We start from the raw sequence: 18,490 nt of genomic DNA, 5'->3' as shown, positions 1-18,490 counted from the left end.
CCCTCCTCGGCTCTTCATTCCGTGCGGGTGTCCGACACCCGAGATCTCGTCAGCGAGGCGGTTCGGAATTCTGGCCTAACAGAAGCTAATAGCTTGGCCGTCTGTTAGGCGGCGACGGCCTTGATGCAACCGTGGGTCGGCTAGCGACCGGGCGGCTAAGGGTTCGAGCTGACGGGTCCCTCCGGCGTCGATCGGCACGGGCGAGCGGGAAGTGCCCAGGATCTTTCCATTAACGGCACTCCAAAATCTGGCCTGACACTTATCGTCGGGTGGCATTGCGCCCGCGATTTGGTCGCCTTTGGGCGCCCTATGAGCGGCCTGCGATCCGGTCTAACACTCTGATTTCGAAGGCGTCGGGTAGGCTAGGGAGGCTAGGGAGGCTCTTTTCCCCTTCAACGGGAGAAAAGTAGAAAAATGGAAAGGCGCGCCCGTCTCCGAACGGCCGAGACCACCGAGTGGGCGGCCTCGGGACCTCGTGCGGAACTGTCGGAGAGGGGGGCGGGGGATAAGGATAGAAGGGGGGATAATTAAATAGGGAGGTCGAAGGCCGCTTAAGGCCTCCCAGCCCTCCCTTGGGTTCAAATCGGCAATTCCCAGCAAAGGCTTATGGCTTGGAGGTGCCCTCATTGAAGGTGGATTCCAAGCCCGCCCAAGGCCACCCAAGCCCGCCCAAATTGCCCTTCTGCCCAGGTTAGATGCTACCCTGTGACTGCAGTGACCTTGCATGTCTCTCACGGGAAGCGGTCGAACCATGTCGGTCAAAGTCAGTGAATGGGACCCGGCCAACTACCTCGACAACGACGAGGTGCGGACGGCCTATCTCAAGGCAGCCCTCGAAGATGGCGACCCGAAACTGATCAAGGCGGCGATCGATGACATCGGGCGCTCCCGGGGTGTGATGGAGGGCGGCCCGCCCTGATAGCTGCCCGCCGGCATCACGCCTGAGAGCCTGCACGGCGACGTATGGACCGACGATTGGCTGATCGCCTCAGAATGAGGTGATCCCGACAAGTAAGAGGAACCTACTAGCGACAACAGCCGCTAGCGCCACCGGGCTGATCGGGACTGTTGGGTGCCTCATTCAGCTGATGCAAGGGCACAAAATCGCAGATGCTCGTTCGTTGCGCTAACTACCGTTCAGCGCTTCTCAAACGCTCCTTTCGAGCTTGAGAGCGATACTGTATCGCCATCGAGCTACAGCTCACCACTGAAGCGGCGAGCGGTCAAAAAAATCTTGGGGGCAGACGCTGATCCATCTCAACGACAGGGCACTTAGAAGGCGAGCGAACGAGCTATACAACGCATCGCAGCAACCCGTTGATGCGGACTCGCGTGCTCTTCTGCTTTTTTACTCGGCCGAATGTGGTCTTAAAGCGCTCTATCTGCGCTATCACAAATTATTGGATACGAGTTCTAGTACCGCTTCAGCCCCAGCTGCGTCGTGGTACAATCATCGCTTGGACGATCTAATTATTGCTCTCCGGATTGCAAGACGGAGCGTTGCGCCTCGGCCAGACAATATTACTTTGCGAGATGGCACATCAACCAATGTGGACACTCTCCATCAAGTCTGGCGCTATGGTGCGGTGCTTGACCCAGCGCCTCCGGTTCTTGAGTGGCTTGTAAGCGTAGTGGAGTATGTCTTGAAGGAGCTGCGTTGATGGATGCCTTCCAATCAATTGAGGCGAAAGCCTTCACGCCGCCCCTGACATGGGTTGATGTGGCCCGTCGTCTGACGACACTTGAGCCAGCAAACGATCTCTGGCGCTGCCGTCCGGAAGCATTGAAATATGCACGAATAGACTGGGCTGCGGCAGTATTTTTTGTCGAAAATTTAGAAAACAATACAGCAGAAGTAATTAATTGGCTGCGCCGTGTATTTCCTAATTGCATACCAGAGAAGCCTATTCATGAGCTGATCATGGAACTTGACGGGCCGACTCCAAGCCATGGCCTCCCTATTGAGTTCGAAGGTATCGGCGCCGCCCCATTACCACGAGGCAGCCTGGGCTCGATTGAAGGAGATATAGATTTTACTGGAGTTTCTCGAGGTGAAATTCGCGTTCGGCCGGTGCCAATTATTGCATGTCATAGCGTAAAGGGGGGCACAGGAAGAACTACAACAGCCGTAGCATTAGCAACGACATGGGCCCGCTTGTCAAAAAAGCCAATATTGATTGTTGATGCTGACTTGGAAGCACCTGGACTAAGCTATCTCTATCGTGCCTCACGCCCTGAGATAGACGTATCACTAGAGGATCTTATTGTTTTAGCACACATTAGTGCAGACAAAGATCTAGAGCAGGTTGTGGCATGGATTTCTCGTCGTCTTATTACACAACAACTCGGAAACTTACTCATCCTTCCGCTTCGTCGCTCGCTTGATGAACTGGCAAGCTCTGCGATCAGAGCAGAACACTTATCGTCGCCTGATAAACCCTATGCCTTCGCGGATATTTTGACCGAAGTTGCAGCCGCCTGCAATTGCGCAGGTGTTGTTGTCGACGTTCGGGCAGGTCTAGTCCCCTTAGCGGCACAGTTAATACTCGATCCACAAGTGGCTCGAGTAATTGTAACTTCGCTGGCTGGACAGTCTCTGGAAGCAACAGTTGCTCTAATGGAATTTGTTGCTCGTGAAATGAGGAAGCAAGGGAGCATGAGCCAACAGCCCCTTCTTGTTGTTAATCGAGTCCCTGGAATATTGCGCGATATCGGTGGGGATGAAACCCTCCTTGCTCCAGTTATATCACGCATTGAAGCAAGCTTGCTTGCTGATTATGAGCAAGAAGTTTCCGCTAATGATACGTTGCTTGATAGCACGAGGAATGTTTCGCCCTTGGCAGTTGTCAAGCTTGGCGAGGTAGCTGACCTTCAGGTTCCCGCACGTCGCTGGGACGGCTTCGGCGAGCAGCTTGAAAATTCCGGTTTCAGCCGACGCCTCAACATTGGTCTTGAACCCTGGTTGGAGGCAGTACTACCCACATTTGCAACGCCCTCCAGCGTCGAAACTCAAGCAGTAGTTGCTCAGGATGAGCCCGGAGCGGCACAGCTGCGTAAGCGACTTGCAGAGTTTACAAGCCGCTTCATTGCAGCGGAGACGGCTGACAAACCGGTAGAAACTCCACTAGTCACGGGTCCAATGCGCGCGCTCGCAATGGAGTCAGTGCAGCCACCTATTGTCGTGTGCGAAGGGGTGAAGGGTGCTGGCAAAACACTTACCGCTCGCTACCTTATCTCACAACGAAAATGGATGAGTGTAGTATCAAATATTACGGGACAGCAGGCAGGATTTGACGCTCTTATACTTCCTGTACTTGGATCAATTCAGGCAAGCGCAACTTTTCTCGTAGAGATAGACGGAGCGCGCACGAACATTTCGCGCGAACTTGGGAATGCGCAATCTCAGCCTGTAAGTGAAACGAGAGCTTTTCTGCGAGAGAAGCTTTCGAACAAACTGTCCGAGCGAGAATGGGCGGATATCTGGCTAGACGTAATTGCTTGGAGTGCGGGCCTTTTTATCGGAGAGCCTGGAGCTGGAAGTCTCCTTATTGACAATTTACGTGGAGCAAATAAGCAAATAATCGCTATTATCGAAGGAATTGAAGAACTCTATGAAAGTGCTGGACCCACACTTTATAACATGTTGACTGCTTTACTCGTTGATCTGCCTGTAAGGCTCCGCAGTATACCTGGGCGTCCGCTCGGTCTTGTGGTTTTTGCAAGAAGAGACACCGTAGAAGCTGGCGTCTTACAAAATAGGTCACAATTTCGGCAACAATACCAAGATTACGCCCTCACTTGGACCGAAGGTGAAGTCCTTGAGCTTGCCGCATGGCTTGCAACATCATCGGGCGCGCGGGATATCTGGACACCGGAATTTAAATCGAAATCGCTTCAAGAGAAGGAACAGCTTCTCTACCCCCTATGGGGACGCAAACTTGGTCCTGATGATCAGCCCGGCAGGCCGCGTGTTCAAGAAGCCTACACAGCTGGGTGGGTCATAGCTGCTCTATCTGATTTGCAAGAGCGATTAGTTGCTCGCGACCTAGTTCGCTTTATACACAATGCGGCAAGTAATACCGATCAGGTCGAATCTCGAGAAAACTATGGAAATCGACTACTGTTTCCGAAGGCTCTCAGAGAAGCCATGGGGCCGACTAGTAGATCCAAGGTAGCCGAAACCGAAGAAGAAATCCCGGAACTCCGAGCTGTTTTTGATAAGTTCAAAGAAAATAACAATAAGGTTAAGGCTCCAATCGATCAGGACGCGATTGCAGAGCTTGGACTTTCGTCCGAAGATCTTGATAAATTAAAACTTCATGCAATTGTCTTGGGCGAAAGTGCGCCATACGATGTTCCTGAGCTGTTTCGTATGGGGCTGGGTCTTCGCCATGCTGGCGCAAGACACTCTGTTGTGGGAACGCGAAGGCGAGCGAAGCAGCGGCTCAGTGCGGGGATCTAATGAGTAGGGCGCGCCAGCATCTAACTTGCCTCCCTCAGCGCTTAAACGCTCAATGGAACGTCGGTCGCGGCGATCCCGGTTCATTTGTTGCCTCACTCGCGTGCGGAACTTGCAAGTCCTTCAGCGCCATTACCCGGCACGAAGCTCGCGCGATCTATAATTAGCGCTGCTGTGGTTGTCCCGATATCCAGGCATCCTGTTTGCCTGCTCGATCCCCTTAAGGCGAGAAGTGCAAGGTTCGACCGCCTTCCGGCTCAAATTGAACGCCGGGTATATGCCCCTGACTTCGGGATGAAGGTGCGCGGCAATCTCGACGTCGTTCTGCGAAACGTAACGGCCTCCCCACTCTTCGATAATGTGTTTTAGCGCCACGTATCCCCGCTGTGTTCGCCCAAGCTTTATTTGAGCGTCTAACCACTCATAAGCGATCCGAATGCAGTCATCGTGCTCGTGATGAATGTTGCCGGGCGCAGAATACTGAAATTCGCGTTTTGCACGTGCGATCTGCTCTGACGTGAGCATGACAGCTCTCCCAACTGGTAATCCGCCGAATTTGAACAGCATTGCGCTTTCGCCGCAAGCAGGGAGTTCAGGTACGTAAAACCTTTCGACCATGGGGGCCTCAAGGCTCCTGACAGCGGCGAGCCAACCTCTTGAAGAGCATAAGCTTGGCAGGAGATTGGACGTTTGCGGTTGTGCTCAACCGTCGCCATATCAAGGTTCAGGCAAACCCTATTTCCAGTTGAGGCATTGCAATGAATGATAAGGAACTGATCGACGCTATCGTGCAGGGCGCACAGACCCAGACGGCGCAGGTGGCGCAGGAGAGAAATCGGGTCGCTGCCTCACAGCAGGCCTTGCTCGATCAACGAGCCAAAGCGAAGGCACATTTGCCCGCCTTCGAGTCTGAGTTTGGCAAGCTGATTGAAAGCATTAATGTAGCAACGGCAGCGGGTGGCATCCGGCTCTCGGTTAGTAAGGCTCCGGCCATAGGAGATCTTACGAGAGTCGATCCCTCGACGCTCAGCACAATCACCGTCTCGGTTGAACGCGGCAGTAGATCAACTTGGCGGCAGACGATGACGCTGAAGGTCCGCCAGGGTGGTACCGCTGAGGTGACGCACCAAGGCATTCACACCGAGATCGCCAAGCCGACGCTCGACATTCTCAACTCACCAATCGACGATTTCCGTCGAGCGGTTCTGCTGTTCTTCCGTGCAGCCACGCAGCCCGTGGTTTGACGCGACTGGCCTTCCGAGGAGGCGCGTCGACGTGGCAGACCATGTCGGCGCTAATGTCTCGCTCATCTACTCGGCGTCAAAAATCGGTGGTACCACGGGCCGGGCTTCTGGATCGGGCCGCCTAGTTGTCCAGCAGGATGCGCCTGCCTATTTGCCGCGCATCCTGTCGATTGCAGCGTCTATCTCCGCTTCTGCCTGTCCGGCGGATTCCGACACCCACTCCCGAAGGTCGGCCGTCTCGGTCACAAACGAATGGTAGTGCATCAAAGCGGCGTGAGGGTCCTTTTGCGCGCGGAGTCGGGCGACCTGACGCTCCCAGGACGGGATCGGGTCAGAGCGATATTTGAGCTCATAGTTCTTGGTTATAAATTGAACGGCTGACAGCACACTGCCGCTCCAGTCATTATTTGTCAGGAATGCCTTGCCTTCATCGGAAAACGCGATGGACCAGGACTGACAATCTATTATAGCTTCGTCACGTGTCTTTTCCTGTCCGACATAAACGCCCCGCGCGATAATATCGATATAGGTGTCCTGTTCTTCGATTATGGATTCAATGTGATCTGCAAAAGCGGCTATAGTTTCGTCCGCGTCGTGTCCGGAGTTGCAGGCCAGAAAGGTGAAGGCATTTTCGAAATCTTCTGGAGCAGCTGGCGAAAAGCGGGTTGCGTTTAAATATTTCTTCGCCCGTTCCGGGATCACCATGCTGGATGACCAGTAAAATCCGGATATACGAAATGTCCGGAGAAAGTTGCAAGCAACTTCAAAGTAAAATAGGGCCAGATTTGGCAGAATGGCTTCGTGCTGTATGCCAACATGATACAACTCGTTACGAAATCCATGCATGATTTTTATGGTTTGCGCGACGGGATCGGCGAGATGGTTTTCCAGCTTCGCGAGTTTCACTTTTTCGTCGAAGTTTCTGCCAAGTGCCTTATCAAGCGCCTTCTGATGTCGGTAATTTTCCTGACGGTATGAATATGCTTTCAGTTCGGACGCTTTGTTCTTTGCAATCTGATGAAAAATCAACTCAAGCGCATTATCGGTCAGCATGAGTCCGAAACGCGCATTATGAATGTCACGCTTCGAAACATGTTCGAGCGCGAGGTCCAGTTGCTCTAGAACGCTGGCGAGAAAAAATAGCATCGCCGATGCTTGCACCAAAATTCGTCCAACCAAGAGAGGTGTTTTTGGTGTTTTTTGGCTGTGCCTCAAGGGTACTGCCGCGCTTGCCCGGTTTTCTGGTTCACTAAATGCCGATTGACTATTCAAAGTGAACCGCTATGGTGTGAACCATCCTAAGTGAACCAAAAGGCGGTCCAATGTTCGTTCGGGCCTATCTCCGCGCCTCAACCAAGGAACAGGACGCCCAACGCGCCCGGGAGCAACTGGACGGCTTCGCGACCGAGCGGGGTTTGACCATCGCCGCATGGTACGTCGAGAACGAGTCGGGCTCGACTCTTGCCCGCCCGGAGTTGTTCAAGCTCCTGGCTGACGCCCGCCCGGGTGATATTCTCCTCGTCGAGCAGGTCGACCGCCTCTCGCGCCTTTCCTCGGCCGATTGGGAGCGCCTCAAGTCCGAGCTGTCGGCCCGCCGAGTCCGCGTCGTGGCCCTCGATCTCCCGACGTCGCACATGATGGCCACCGCCAATCCCGACGACTTCACCGCTCGTGTGTTCGAGGCGGTTAACGGCATGATGCTCGACGTCCTCGCGGCAGTGGCTCGGAAGGACTACGAGGATCGCCGCCGGCGGCAGGCACAGGGACAGGCCAAGGCGAAGGCCGAGGGCCGCTACAAAGGCCGTAAGGAAGATACCGAGCGCAATGCCCTCATCGTGACCATGCTCGGCCGCGGCCTGACGTGGTCTCAGGTCCAGAGCGCGACAGGCTGCAGCCGGGCGACGATCGCCAAGCTCGCGAAGCGATCTGCCGAAGCGGCCTAAGGCCGGGTCGGCGCAGACGTCCACCATGTGAGACGCGCCGGCGGGCGCTCACGAAAGATGCAGGGTTTGCCGGCCTGACGAAGCGCCGTTCGGAAGCGCCCTGCGTTGCGCCTGTCCCATACGCCTAGGAAGCGTTCGTCGGTCTCTTCGTCGCGCCAGAAGGTGCAGCCCCCGAAGGCCTGTTTGACGCCATCCGCATCCTCGGCCCCTCTCCCTCCAGATGCGGCGGCCACGAGCCCGAGAGGCGCTTCGCAATTGACCGTGTCTCCGGCCGGCGCAAAGCCACCGCGGAATAGGTAGACGCGAGCAGGATCGGGCATGGCTGGCCTCCGGGTCCCTCCCGACCCTTTACCTCGTGCGGGCGAAAGCAGCCCGAGATTTGCCCAGTGGGGCAGTTTTGAAATCAGGGCTTACAGCCGCCCCCTAGTGCTCGTGCCGATCTGCCTTCCGGTGCAGGTCGCTCACGTAGACGGGCGTAAGGCCCGGGAGGCCCTGGCTAGCGAGAAACTGGTTCCAGGCCTGATGCATCAGGCGCCGAAGTGAGGTTCGCCGCTGCATCGCGAGGATACGTAACCGTTTGCGATCCTCCTTTGTGAGGGCCATCGAGGCCGACACGATCTCTCCGGGTTCTACGAGCGCGGTGTTCGCCGATGGTAATGGAGTGAAGGACACCGGCGCCGCAGCGATCGGAGGTTCTGTACGTTGCCCCTCACGGGCCGCTGCCTCGGCAGCTTTCCGGGCGCGCTTTTCATCCTTCTTCTTTCCCATCGTATCGACCTCTGGCCCGCTAGACTCCTGACCCTCGTGACGGCATCTAGCTTAGCTATCTCATTCCTTCGTTCGGACCTGTAGCGACTGCGTCTAAGGTACGGTACGGCCAAAGGAATAGAGGGTGGCCAGTCGAATCAGGTGTATCCCTGATCGGTCGGCTATCACGCGCCGCGCCGGCAGGAGAACATCGATGGCTCGCCGCGAAGGGGGCCGCCCGCCTCGCGCAGGGAAAAACACGGTCGCGGAGCCCGAGACGGGCGACGTGGGCAGTCAAAGGCCTGAGGGTGAAGTGTCCGAGGTTACCGCCGAACAGCCGACGAAACGCCCACCTGGTCGACCGCCTGGCAGCCGCCGAGAAGTCGCCGCACGCTTCACGGTGCGCCTCGATGGGTCCAGATACGATGCTCTATCTCAGCTTGCCGATAGCGAGGGTCGGTCCCTGCATAGTCTGATGCTTGAGGCGATCGACGATCTGATGCGCAAGCGCGGCGGCGTAGGGCTCTCTTGATAACTGAACAGGTGCCCACCCGCTTGCCGGGTCCATTGTATCCGAATTGTTACACGGGTTAACGGCCGTTTACGGACACCGGAATAGCACCAAAAAAACCCGTTTGACCGGCAGAGTCGCCGTGCTACGCACTGTTGCTCGCAAGTGATTTGCGGGCCTGGATTGGCGAGCCGTCAACAACCCGCCTCCCATTACTGTATAGCTCAAGAGGATCTGGCCAATCCTCAAGGGTGGAGGCATGTCCCGGTCTGTCCAACCTGCGTAATGCTGGCAAAGCCGGTGCTTCAAGCGTGGGTTTATACTTCTATGCCTGTCGTCATGACCAAAAACGGCCCCGCTCTTCGAGTGGGCGGCCGGGTGCTCAACCTTGCCAAAAGGGAAGGGGAGGCTGTCCTCCTCGTCGATAAATGGTGCGGCCAACGTGAAGGTGGCCCTCTGTTTATTTCCGACGCCGTCGAACTCGTCTTCATGTTCCGAACGATCCTCGATGCCTTGCATATCGAGGTCGAGGAAGGCGGGGAGAGTCGCGCATCGTTCTCCGTATCGCCAGAGATTCAGCGGTTCATGGATACCTGGGGCGCTCGGTTCGAGGATGCCGAAGAAGATCTCGCCGAAGACGATTGCAGGGGCCTCCCGAAGAACGAGGAGGAGCTTGCCGCCCTCGCCGCCTAGCTCGGCCGATCTTGGAGGGCTGGTTTCGACCGCCCTCCTTCATCCTCATGGGGAAATGGTGCCGGATCGGCGCCATAATCGTGCGCTCCTCCCGGTTTTTACCCGCTTCCTTGGTGTGATTGGCGTGGTTTTATACCACCATCGAATAGGGAACGACTCGGGTCCGTCCTATCCTTCCTGGCTTCGCGTCGCCGACGACGAATTCGACGTCAGCTCCTAGACGATTGATGAGAAGACATAGGCGTTCGATCGACCGGGGCTCCGTAAGGTCGAGCAACAGCTCTGCTTCCGTGGTCCCGCATTTCTTGGCCGCCTCCGCCCTCGACAGTCCGAGTTGCTCGATACGCCTCGATAGGAAAAGGGCGAGCGCATCCTTCGCCGCCGCCCGGCCGGGATCGCGATCGGCATCGTGGGACATTGTCCTCTCCACTTGCTGCCCGCCAGCGTCATACCGGTGCCAGACGCCTAACTCTATTCTGGCGGCGTGTTAACGGAATGGTGGAGGTTTTCTCCCACCACATTCGTGTGAAAATCACGGGCGGATGACATGGCGGCGACGATCATCGGTCTGGCGCAGACCAAGGGCGGCGTAGGCAAGACCACGACTGCGCTCAATCTGGCCGCCGAGTTGGTTCGCAGAGGGCGCACCGTTGCGATCCTCGACGCCGATCCCGCTGGGCATGCCGCCTCGATCGCCGAGGATGGCCGCCTCTCCTACTCCGTGACGCCCCATCTTCTCGAAACCGCCGACGAAGCCGACGTATCCGCTTGGGTGCGCGCGGTGCGCGGCCGTCCCGAAGACTTTGTCTTGATCGATGCGCCAGGGGCCATGGGCGCCGCGTTCGGGGCGACGATCGCCGTCGCGCATATCGTCCTCGTGCCCTCGGGAGCGACCGTCCTCGATGTCCGCGGGGCGGCCGAGACGGTTGCCGCGATCCGGAAGAACCGCCGGGCCGCCAAGCGGGATCGGCCTGATATCCTCATCGTGCCGAGCCGTATCGATCGCCGCACAGGGGCGGGGCGCGACGTGGTTACGACCCTAGCCGCTCTGACCGAGCCTGTGGCCCCGGCAATCTCCTATCGAGCCGTCGTCGCGGACAGCCTCGCCGTAGGCGAGAGCGTCCCCGTCGATGGTCCCTCCGCCGCCGAATTCGCCTCGCTTGCCGATGCCGTCCTCACCCGCCTGGGAGATCAGGAATGAAAAAGAGCAGCCTCGCCTCCGGCCTCGCCAGTCGTGCCGCCTCCATCGCCTCAAACTTCATGGATGAGGCCGAGCCGGCTCCTGTTCGCGACGACGCGGCGCCGAAGGCCATTCCGGCTGCCGCGGAGTCGGAAGAGGCCGCCCGTAGGACAGGCGGTCGCCCGAAGGGCAAGCGCGCTGTCGCCGCTCGACAAACCGTCTATCTCGACGAAGCTCGGCACGCCGCGCTTGCTCGCCTCGCCGACGATCGCGGCCGGTCCATTCACTCCCTCATCCTCGAAGGGATTGACCGGGTCATCGACAAGCCCGCCGCGACCGGATGGCAATGACGCGATTTCCACCCCATTGCAGTGATTTAATGGGGGTTTTATGGTGTTATTATACGGCCTCAAATGCATGATCCGCCAGGGGCGTCTTTAGGGGTGCCTCTTTCATTTCAAGCTCGCGGAGGCCATGCCGTCAGATCTCATGATCTCGCCAGGAGAGGGGCTCATCACCGTCCTGGCGGTTGTTCGCTACGCCGTTGCTGATCAGGTTGCCGGCGTGTTGCATCCCCGGCGCCCGTTGGTTCGACGTCGGCGGCGCGAACCATCCCGCCATCGCTTCGAACATCCACGGCCAGTTCTCTTCGAAATCGGATTGGCGCCTGTCGGGCCGCTTGCCGCCGAACCTGCGGCTGAGTTCGTCGAAATTCGAGACGCCGAGACCGGTGAGGTGGAGCGTCGCCAGGGCGAAATCCGTCCAATGCGTGCCCTTCCGGCTGTACCCGCTGAAACTCGGGACTTCGCCCGTCGATACGGCGAACACCTCTGCCAGCCTCAGAAGGAAGAAAAACTGCCCGTCGCCGGTCTGCGGCCAGCCATAGGCCGGCTCCTGATCGGCAAATGACTCGAAGGCCTCTCGCATCTGGGCCATGACCGTCAGTCCATGGTGAACCTCATAGCGGCGCTCCTCGGCGCTCCCGCCAGGGTAGCCCAGCCGTTCATAGGCCTTGAGGGCCTGAACGATCGCGCTGCCCTCCTGCAGGTGCTCGCCGGCCCTGTTCTTGTACCAGAGGATGCCGTCCTCATCAGCGAGAGCCGAGAGCGACCCCTTGAGCGCGGTCGCCAGCTTCGAGGTTCGCGCTCGAATGTCCAATTCCGTGGCGCAGGCATGCGCATGCCGATCGGCTCGGGCAAAGGCTCGGGCGATCATGGCCCGGAGACGATCTTTCGGCTCGGCCTTATCCAGAGCGCAGGCGAAGGCCAATTCGTCGTCTGCCCGACTCCTCATCACCCGCCTGTCGAGTAGAGGGATCGTCCCAGCCATCCGGTCGATTGCGTCGAGGTGCTTGGACTGGATCGCTATGAGCCCACGGCAAACGCGCTCTTGATCCCCCGGCGCGTCGTCTTTCTGCGGGTCCAGGAGCGCGCGAAGATCACGGGGGGCCATGGCCCCAGCATAGCGAAGCTCCTTCGCCTGGCTGTGTCCGTCCAGCCGAGCGAAGCCGGAGACTGGCTTTGGCGGAGCTGGCCACGGGATCACGCCCATCTTGTCCTCGTGCGGATCTAGAGGCCGGGGCGGGTCGATACAGGGGCGGCCTTGCGCACGCCGGCTCCTGCCTCCGCGTCGGCCGCAATGAAGATCACGCCGGCCTCTTCGAGGGTGCGTCGGATATCCGCCAGCGTTCGCGGATATGGCACACGTTTGCCTGCCTCAAAGTCGGCCAGGGTCGAGGCGGCGACGCCGGAGCGCTCGGCCAGCTCGCTCCGCGTCCACCCGACGAGAGCGCGAGCTGCAAGGCATTGTTCGGGAAAAACGGTTTTTTCGTCTAACATCGGATATTTTAACTTGTCTTGCAACCGACATCGGATAAATTATCCAAAGAAGGACGAAACGCAAGGCCGCTTCAATGTCTTCTCCCCGTCGCCCCTCCTCCGCAGCCCGCGTCATGGCCCGCGCTTGGGAGTTGATGCGCGAGCGCTACAACTTCCCTCGGGTGCCGTTCCGCTCGATCGGCCGGGCGTGCTTCGCGGACTGCCTTAAGGCTGCTTGGAATGAGGCTCGGGAGATCGTTCGCCTTGCCGGCCGCGGCGTCGAGGCTCTCCGGGCCGCGATCGTTGCCGTCCAGACGCCTCCGCACCGTGTCGGCCTCTCCACGAGCCGTCGCGAGGACGGCGCGGCCATGGTCCAGCGCCTCTGGCAGGTGCGCGTCATGACTGCGGCTATGGAGTTGGCGGCCGCTTGATCGCCCCGGCCAACATGACCCCGCGCCAGTCAGAATCGCGCGTCGGATTTCCCGGGCGCTTTGTTCGGCAGACCGGACGCGGGATGGCTGACCTATGAGGGGGGTGCATAGCCCCGCCGGAGCAGAAACTGGCCGGCGCGCGAATCTCAACTGCCCCCGGAACTAGCGTTGGCCGCCCTGCAACCCTGCCTTCCGGCAGATAGTCGCGGTTTCCAATGCCCGTAGTTTACAGGTCTAGAACTACCAGTAGGCGTGCGGTTCGCGAATTTGCACCCACCCTCCAGTTTCAGGGCGTCGCGGGCTGCGTACGAGGGCTTGCCCGAGGCCCGCCGGCGCTTCGCGAGGCGTAGCCAGGACGTCCACTCGGCGGAGACGATCGCGACGATGTTGGTATCGTTGCGCCAGGCCGTCACTGGCCTTTCCTCAACGGTGACGAGGCCGAGGCCTCGGGCGCGCCTGATGGCGTTGCGAACCGTGGTCTCCGAAACCCCGGCCACGGCTGCGATATGGCCAACTGCAAGGCGGCAATCCCCTCGCTCGATCGCCTCCGCCGCCACGACAGATAGGACCGCGGTCTCTCCCATCGTGAACCGGGCGGCGAGGGCAGGAGGCAGGCGACCGGAGGCCGTCCAGCGCCGCCGGCGCTCTAGGCTGGCATCCGTGCGGGGACGGGACCCCGCCGAGGCCCTGGCTGGCTCCTCCGGAGGCGGGGCCTCCCTCTGCCGCTCGATCAGCTCGGACAGCTCGGCTGCCTCGGCTTCGGTGATCTGCCCGGCGCCGTAGGCGCGCCACATCACGGCCGCCACGTCGGGCAGCTTCACTCTCGGCGCCACCATGACGGCGCGCCGGATCTCTTCGGCGAACATAGCTCCGCACCCCCGGTCGCGAGACCAGCCGCGTCGGCGCGGACGCATGCGGGCAAAGCTCCGCCGTCGAGGAAAACCGCTGTTTTCCCCTTGTCAGGAGCGGCGATTTCGGGGAGGATCATTCCGCCAAGAATTGATCTGTTTCCCCGGCTTCGGCCGGCATGTGACCCGCCCCCGTGGCGGGTTTCGTGTTTTTGGCCCTTGGTTCTCTCTGAGTCCCCGGCTCGGGGCTCATTCGGGCACTCGACCCGGTTCCCATAGCCAAGTCAATCGATTCACCCCTTCCTTGGGCAGCATGCTGTTAGGCGGCAACGTTCGCGCTTTGGTCGCGGTCGTCGGGCCGTGACCATGTGTTCGGCGTTCGTCATGATGTGTTCGGGGTTGCCACCTCGGTTTTGGGAGAAACTGAGCCACTTGCCGGATCATAACATCCCGAAGCAATTTCAATGACTTAGCGGACACGCTGCGTCATCTTTCGTCTCGTTCGCAGACGAATGGATGCCCCTATGCATGCCGCTCCCAAACCTGACACCGAGCCGCTTCTGACCGAGTCTGAGGCGGCCGATCTTCTCTCGATCTCTATCCGCACTCTTCAAGGCTGGCGGTATGCCGGCACCGCGCCGCGGCATTCCAAGCTCGGCCGCATCATCCGCTACCGCCGGGCCGATCTGGCCTCCTACGTTGAGACCCGCGCCCCTGCGGCTCAGGGAGACGCCCGATGACGGCGCCTGTCCCTGCCTGCAGCGCCGACGCTCTCCTGACCGAGATGCAGGCTGCTCACCTCCTCTCCCTGACGCCCCGTACCCTGCAGACGTGGCGACTGCGCGGGAGCGGTCCAGCTTTCGAATGCTTCGGATCGCGGGTCCGATATCGGCAAGCGACCCTCGCGGCGTGGCTCTCTGCCCGTACCGTCTCCACGGCAGCCGCAGGGGAGGGCGCGCGATGAGCCGGTCTCCTTCCCGCCGCCGTAAGGTGGACCTGCCGCCGGCCGTCGCCGAGCGCCTCAAGGCCGAGATCAGTCAGGCGTTCCGCGGTGACGCCTACATGGGCGCCGCGACCCACCGGAGCCTGATGCAAGCCCTTCGGCCTCACGAGGCCGCTCTCGCACGTGCTCTCTGCCGAAACAGCGAGACCCTGCCAGACGGTACGATCCGCCTACTGGTGCCTCGCAACATCGGATTCCTCGATACGCACCTCGATCCCACCAAGTGGGAAATCCCTGTCGAGTACCGCCCGAAATCAGGGGAGTGGTGTTCGGAGGTTGCCGCCGGCGGTGGCGGCTTTGATCGGCTCTGCGCCCATGTCTGGCGCATCCAAGGCCGATCGGATGGCATGGCGGCTCGGCAGCTCCTGGCCCTGATCGGAGCCGCCTATCTCAGCGCCCTGGCTCACAGGGACGCCTTATGAAGCGCCGCCGTAGCATCGCCTTCGCCAGCATCGCTTCGGCCGCCTGTTCTCACGCCGATGCCATTGTCACCCGATGGCTTTCGGATGGCCGCCGCGAGGGGCGCGAGTGGGTCGCGAAGAACCCGAAGCGGGCGGACGGCAGGTCCGGCAGCTTCAAGGTCAACCTCAACACTGGCCGTTGGGGCGACTTCGCCACCGGCGACAAAGGCGGCGATCTGATCAGCCTCGCCGCCTTCCTCTTCGACATGAAACAGGACGAGGCGGCCCTGCAGGTCGCCGATATGCTCGGGCTAGACGCGTATGAGTAGCAGTCCCTTCGCCCCTCTCTTGCCCGGTGTCCCGAAGGCATCCGGGAAAAGCGCCTCGGCGGATGGGCTCCTGCCCGTCATGCCCGTGCCGAAGGATGCGCCGCGTCCGTTCGAGCGCCATCCCAAGCATGGCTCTATCGCCGCAAAATGGACCTATCGCGACGCCGCCGGCGAGGTCCTCGGCTATGCCTGCCGCTTCGATCGCGCGGACGGAGGCAAGACCTATCAGCCGTTGACGCTGTTCCGCGAGGACGCAACGGGCGCCCTCAAATGGAAATGGAAGGCGTGGCTCGATCCCCGGCCGTTGTACGGTCTCGATCGACTGGCCGCCCGGCCGACCGCGCCCGTCGTTCTGTGTGAAGGCGAGAAGGCGGCCGACGCGATCGGCGAGCTTGTGCCCGAGTATGTCGGTGTCACGAGCCCGAACGGAAGCAAGTCCGCGGGCAAGGCCGACTGGACCGCTCTCCGGGGGCGCAACGTCGTCATCTGGCCTGACGCGGACACGCCGGGTCGGGAGTATGCCGACGCCGCCGCGCGCCTGATCCTCGCCTCCGGGGCAGCATCGGTCGCGTTGATCGAACCGCCGGCGAATGCGCCGGAGGGGTGGGATGCGGCGGACGCTCTCGCCGAAGCATGGCCGCAGGTCCGCGTCCTGGGCCTTGTAGCGGGCGCACGCCCTCTCGTCCGGCCCGAGGCAGCCTCGCCGTCTCCGAAGGCGCCTGCGGCCTCTTCAGAGCCCGCAACGGGCGAGAGCGGAAAGCGCGGCCCGGGCCGTCCGCCCTGGCACGACACGCTCCTTGCCCTGACGGCAGATTTCGAGCTTTGGCACACGCCGAAGAAAATGACGTTCGCCTCGGTCCCGATGCCGGAGGGGCACCGCGAAAACTGGCGGCTGTCCTCAGAGGCCTTCTCCCGTCACCTGAGCCTCAAGGCATTCGAGGATACGGGGCGCATCCCGTCCAAGGCCGCGATCGAGGAGACCGTTCGCATTCTAGAGGCGAAGGCCATCGCCTACGGTCCCTGTCGCAAGGAATGGCTGCGGGTCGGTCAGCAAGGCGGCAACCTCTACCTGGACCTCGGTTGCGACCGCTGGCACGCCGTCGAAATCGCCCCGGGCAAGACGCCCCGGATCTTGGAAAGCCATAACCTTCCGTTCGTTCGGCCGGAGGGCATGTTGGCCCTACCGGTGCCGGAGTTCGGCTCCGAGCGCGGAGTCGAGGAGCTTCGCCAGTTCGTCAACGTCAGCACCGAGACGGACTTCCATCTGATCGTGGCATGGGTGCTCGGCGCGATGCGCTACGCGTCCGAGTATCCGTTGCTGATCCTGAACGGCGAGCAGGGGACGGGAAAATCGACTTTGAGCCGTATCCTGCGCTCGATCTTCGATCCGCATGCCGCCGAGATCCTGGCGCCCCCGAAAGAGGATCTCGAGTTGTTCGTGTTGGCCCAGCACACTCATCTCGTCGTCTTCGACAACCTATCGAAGATCGAGGGCTGGATGTCCGATGGTCTCTGCATCCTGGCCACGGGCGGCGCCAAGGCTTCCCGCGCGATGTACACGAACGACGGCCTTTCCATCCTTGAGGCCAAGCGGCCGGTGATCCTCAACGGCATCCCGAGCCTCGCCGATCGCCCGGACCTCGCCCAACGCTCCATTACCGTGCGGCTGCGCCCGGTGCCGGAAGAGGAGCGGATCACCTCGGAGGAGATTCAGCGCCGATGGGAGGATGCCGCCCCGCGCATCCTCGGAACGTTCCTTGAAGCCCTCTCCACCGGTCTCAAGACGGTCGAGGACGTCAAGCTCGACAAGCTGCCGCGCATGGCCGGTTTCGCTCGCTTCGTGGTCGCGGCAGCCCCCGGGCTCGGTCTCGATGGGGCTGCCCTGTGCGATGCCTACCTCGCCAATCAAAACGAGCTGGCCGACGTCGCCTTCGATAACAGCCCCGTGGCCGTGGCCGTGCTCGCGATGATGGAGAGCGTGCCCGGCGGCGAATGGATCGGTACGGCCACCCAACTGCTCGATGCCCTGTCCCATGCGGACGTAACCACCGAGCGGACCCGCAACAGCTTCGGATGGCCCAAGACCCCGCAGCTCCTCGGAACGCAGATGGTTCGCGCCGCCCCGGCGCTGCGCAAGCGGGGCATCGATGCCCGGCAACGGAAGTCAGGCAACATCGTTTGGGAGATCCGGAAGGCCTGATGTGGTCCCGGCTTCGGCCAGGCTCCTCTCTCCCCCCGCTCCCCCTTTGCTCCTAGGCGGCACGCCTCCCACACGTGCAGGATGGAAGAGGCGGCCCGCCGGCGACCCTCGTGATCGTGCGGAGAGAGCTGCGGCTCCCGGGGCCACCCCGGAGAGGGTCCCTCCTATACGAAGACCCTCTGCGGGCGGTTGGCACCCGGGATCACCGCAGTGACGGGGCTCCGAAACTGAGGTGACAGAGGTGACAGCTTCGAAGGTGGGTGACAGCCCCGACCGGACTCGGGAGGGTCCCTCCTATTCGAAAGCCCCCTGCGGGCAGGAAGCACCCGAGATCTTTCCAGTGGAGCTGTCCGACATTCAGGGCTGACAGGACCTGACAGGATCGGCCGCCGGCTGGCCTCGAATGGGTCCCATCTAGGAGTCTACGTCCTGCGATCGGGAAGCACCCGGGATATTTCCAGTCGAGCTGTCCGACCGTCAGGGTTGTCGGTGTTGTCGCGGACCTTGCGCAATGTTGTCAGCAATAGCCCGTCTAGTCGATTGGATCCCTCCCGGGGCAGTTTGCCCCTGCGAGCAATCGGCACCCGAGATCTTTCCAGTAACGCTCTCTCAAAACTGGGTTTACAGCTTTACAAACTTTACAACTCGACCCCCTCTTGCCGTATCCGGCAAGGCAGAGCGGGT

The 18,490-nt window shown here is 60.5% G+C and carries 20 protein-coding genes; 13 read left to right on the top strand and 7 right to left on the bottom strand.

The window, feature by feature from the left end; genetic code table 11:
- The first annotated feature begins 751 nt into the window (after positions 1-751).
- From MGN01_RS23820 to MGN01_RS21705, 3 genes are all read left to right on the top strand, one after another.
- On the top strand, positions 752-919 hold the full coding sequence (locus MGN01_RS23820) for a helix-turn-helix domain-containing transcriptional regulator (protein ID WP_170246104.1): 168 nt from the start codon (positions 752-754) through the stop codon (positions 917-919).
- A gap of 741 nt (positions 920-1,660) precedes the next feature.
- Positions 1,661-4,462, top strand: a complete 2,802-nt coding sequence (locus MGN01_RS21710) for a KGGVGR-motif variant AAA ATPase (protein WP_147048900.1) — start codon at positions 1,661-1,663, stop codon at positions 4,460-4,462.
- Positions 4,463-5,217: 755 nt separating this feature from the next.
- On the top strand, positions 5,218-5,703 hold the full coding sequence (locus MGN01_RS21705; RefSeq protein WP_147048899.1) for a hypothetical protein: 486 nt from the start codon (positions 5,218-5,220) through the stop codon (positions 5,701-5,703).
- Between the two features lie 147 nt (positions 5,704-5,850).
- Here MGN01_RS21705 and MGN01_RS21700 read toward each other — a convergent pair whose 3' ends face one another.
- Positions 5,851-6,864, bottom strand: a complete 1,014-nt coding sequence (locus tag MGN01_RS21700) for a hypothetical protein (protein WP_147048898.1) — start codon at positions 6,862-6,864, stop codon at positions 5,851-5,853.
- Positions 6,865-7,025: 161 nt separating this feature from the next.
- Between MGN01_RS21700 and MGN01_RS21695 the strand changes: the two genes are divergently transcribed.
- The gene (locus MGN01_RS21695) at positions 7,026-7,646 is read left to right on the top strand and encodes a recombinase family protein (RefSeq protein WP_147048897.1); all 621 of its coding nucleotides are present in this window, start codon (positions 7,026-7,028) and stop codon (positions 7,644-7,646) included.
- Here the strand turns inward: MGN01_RS21695 and MGN01_RS21690 are convergent.
- Both MGN01_RS21690 and MGN01_RS21685 read right to left on the bottom strand, forming a co-directional pair.
- Complete coding sequence (locus MGN01_RS21690) at positions 7,643-7,966, bottom strand: hypothetical protein (protein WP_147048896.1); 324 nt, start codon at positions 7,964-7,966, stop codon at positions 7,643-7,645. The two genes, MGN01_RS21695 and MGN01_RS21690, sit on opposite strands and share 4 nt — an antisense overlap.
- 103 nt (positions 7,967-8,069) lie before the next feature.
- The gene (locus MGN01_RS21685; RefSeq protein ID WP_147048895.1) at positions 8,070-8,414 is read right to left on the bottom strand and encodes a hypothetical protein; all 345 of its coding nucleotides are present in this window, start codon (positions 8,412-8,414) and stop codon (positions 8,070-8,072) included.
- An 817-nt stretch (positions 8,415-9,231) separates the two neighbouring features.
- Between MGN01_RS21685 and MGN01_RS21675 the strand changes: the two genes are divergently transcribed.
- The gene (locus MGN01_RS21675; RefSeq protein WP_147048893.1) at positions 9,232-9,597 is read left to right on the top strand and encodes a hypothetical protein; all 366 of its coding nucleotides are present in this window, start codon (positions 9,232-9,234) and stop codon (positions 9,595-9,597) included.
- 130 nt (positions 9,598-9,727) lie between these two features.
- On the opposite strand, the gene MGN01_RS21670 is transcribed toward MGN01_RS21675, so the two are convergent.
- Positions 9,728-10,015 carry an XRE family transcriptional regulator gene (locus MGN01_RS21670; protein ID WP_147048892.1) on the bottom strand — a complete coding sequence of 96 codons (288 nt, stop codon included), beginning with the start codon at positions 10,013-10,015 and terminating at the stop codon, positions 9,728-9,730.
- 129 nt (positions 10,016-10,144) lie between these two features.
- Here MGN01_RS21670 and MGN01_RS21665 point away from each other — a divergent pair, with 129 nt between their 5' ends.
- Both MGN01_RS21665 and MGN01_RS21660 read left to right on the top strand, forming a co-directional pair.
- Complete coding sequence (locus tag MGN01_RS21665; protein WP_147048891.1) at positions 10,145-10,798, top strand: ParA family protein; 654 nt, start codon at positions 10,145-10,147, stop codon at positions 10,796-10,798.
- The gene (locus MGN01_RS21660; RefSeq protein ID WP_238258253.1) at positions 10,795-11,127 is read left to right on the top strand and encodes a hypothetical protein; all 333 of its coding nucleotides are present in this window, start codon (positions 10,795-10,797) and stop codon (positions 11,125-11,127) included. The genes MGN01_RS21665 and MGN01_RS21660 overlap by 4 nt, the downstream gene beginning before the upstream one ends.
- Positions 11,128-11,257: 130 nt before the next feature.
- On the opposite strand, the gene MGN01_RS21655 is transcribed toward MGN01_RS21660, so the two are convergent.
- Complete coding sequence (locus MGN01_RS21655) at positions 11,258-12,070, bottom strand: hypothetical protein (protein ID WP_147048890.1); 813 nt, start codon at positions 12,068-12,070, stop codon at positions 11,258-11,260.
- A gap of 275 nt (positions 12,071-12,345) precedes the next feature.
- Positions 12,346-12,615, bottom strand: coding sequence for a helix-turn-helix domain-containing protein (locus MGN01_RS21650; RefSeq protein WP_147048889.1), 270 nt, complete (start codon positions 12,613-12,615; stop codon positions 12,346-12,348).
- A 113-nt stretch (positions 12,616-12,728) separates the two neighbouring features.
- On the opposite strand from MGN01_RS21650, the gene MGN01_RS21645 reads away from it, so the two are divergent.
- Positions 12,729-13,025 (top strand): hypothetical protein, encoded by a 297-nt coding sequence (locus tag MGN01_RS21645; RefSeq protein ID WP_147048888.1) that lies wholly within the window; start codon positions 12,729-12,731, stop codon positions 13,023-13,025.
- A 146-nt stretch (positions 13,026-13,171) separates the two neighbouring features.
- Here MGN01_RS21645 and MGN01_RS21640 read toward each other — a convergent pair whose 3' ends face one another.
- Positions 13,172-13,891 carry a helix-turn-helix domain-containing protein gene (locus MGN01_RS21640; protein ID WP_174804621.1) on the bottom strand — a complete coding sequence of 240 codons (720 nt, stop codon included), beginning with the start codon at positions 13,889-13,891 and terminating at the stop codon, positions 13,172-13,174.
- Between the two features lie 506 nt (positions 13,892-14,397).
- On the opposite strand from MGN01_RS21640, the gene MGN01_RS21635 reads away from it, so the two are divergent.
- The 5 genes from MGN01_RS21635 to MGN01_RS21615 all read left to right on the top strand — a co-directional run bounded on the left by MGN01_RS21635 (position 14,398) and on the right by MGN01_RS21615 (position 17,806).
- Positions 14,398-14,613, top strand: coding sequence for a helix-turn-helix domain-containing protein (locus MGN01_RS21635; RefSeq protein WP_147048887.1), 216 nt, complete (start codon positions 14,398-14,400; stop codon positions 14,611-14,613).
- Complete coding sequence (locus MGN01_RS21630; RefSeq protein WP_147048886.1) at positions 14,610-14,837, top strand: helix-turn-helix domain-containing protein; 228 nt, start codon at positions 14,610-14,612, stop codon at positions 14,835-14,837. Before MGN01_RS21635 ends, MGN01_RS21630 begins: the two co-directional genes overlap by 4 nt.
- Positions 14,834-15,298 (top strand): hypothetical protein, encoded by a 465-nt coding sequence (locus tag MGN01_RS21625; RefSeq protein ID WP_147048885.1) that lies wholly within the window; start codon positions 14,834-14,836, stop codon positions 15,296-15,298. The genes MGN01_RS21630 and MGN01_RS21625 overlap by 4 nt, the downstream gene beginning before the upstream one ends.
- A complete protein-coding gene (locus tag MGN01_RS21620) occupies positions 15,295-15,606 on the top strand; it encodes a hypothetical protein (RefSeq protein WP_147048884.1) in 312 nt (103 codons plus the stop codon). The genes MGN01_RS21625 and MGN01_RS21620 overlap by 4 nt, the downstream gene beginning before the upstream one ends.
- A gap of 79 nt (positions 15,607-15,685) precedes the next feature.
- Positions 15,686-17,806, top strand: coding sequence for an AICE element replication initiation protein (locus MGN01_RS21615; RefSeq protein WP_238258255.1), 2,121 nt, complete (start codon positions 15,686-15,688; stop codon positions 17,804-17,806).
- Positions 17,807-18,490: the final 684 nt, after the last annotated feature.

The sequence above is a fragment of the Methylobacterium gnaphalii genome, assembly GCF_007992215.1.
Taxonomy (GTDB): Bacteria; Pseudomonadota; Alphaproteobacteria; order Rhizobiales; family Beijerinckiaceae; genus Methylobacterium; species Methylobacterium gnaphalii.
Note: the sequence above shows the minus strand (reverse complement) of the source record. Positions and strands in the feature narration are given on the sequence as shown.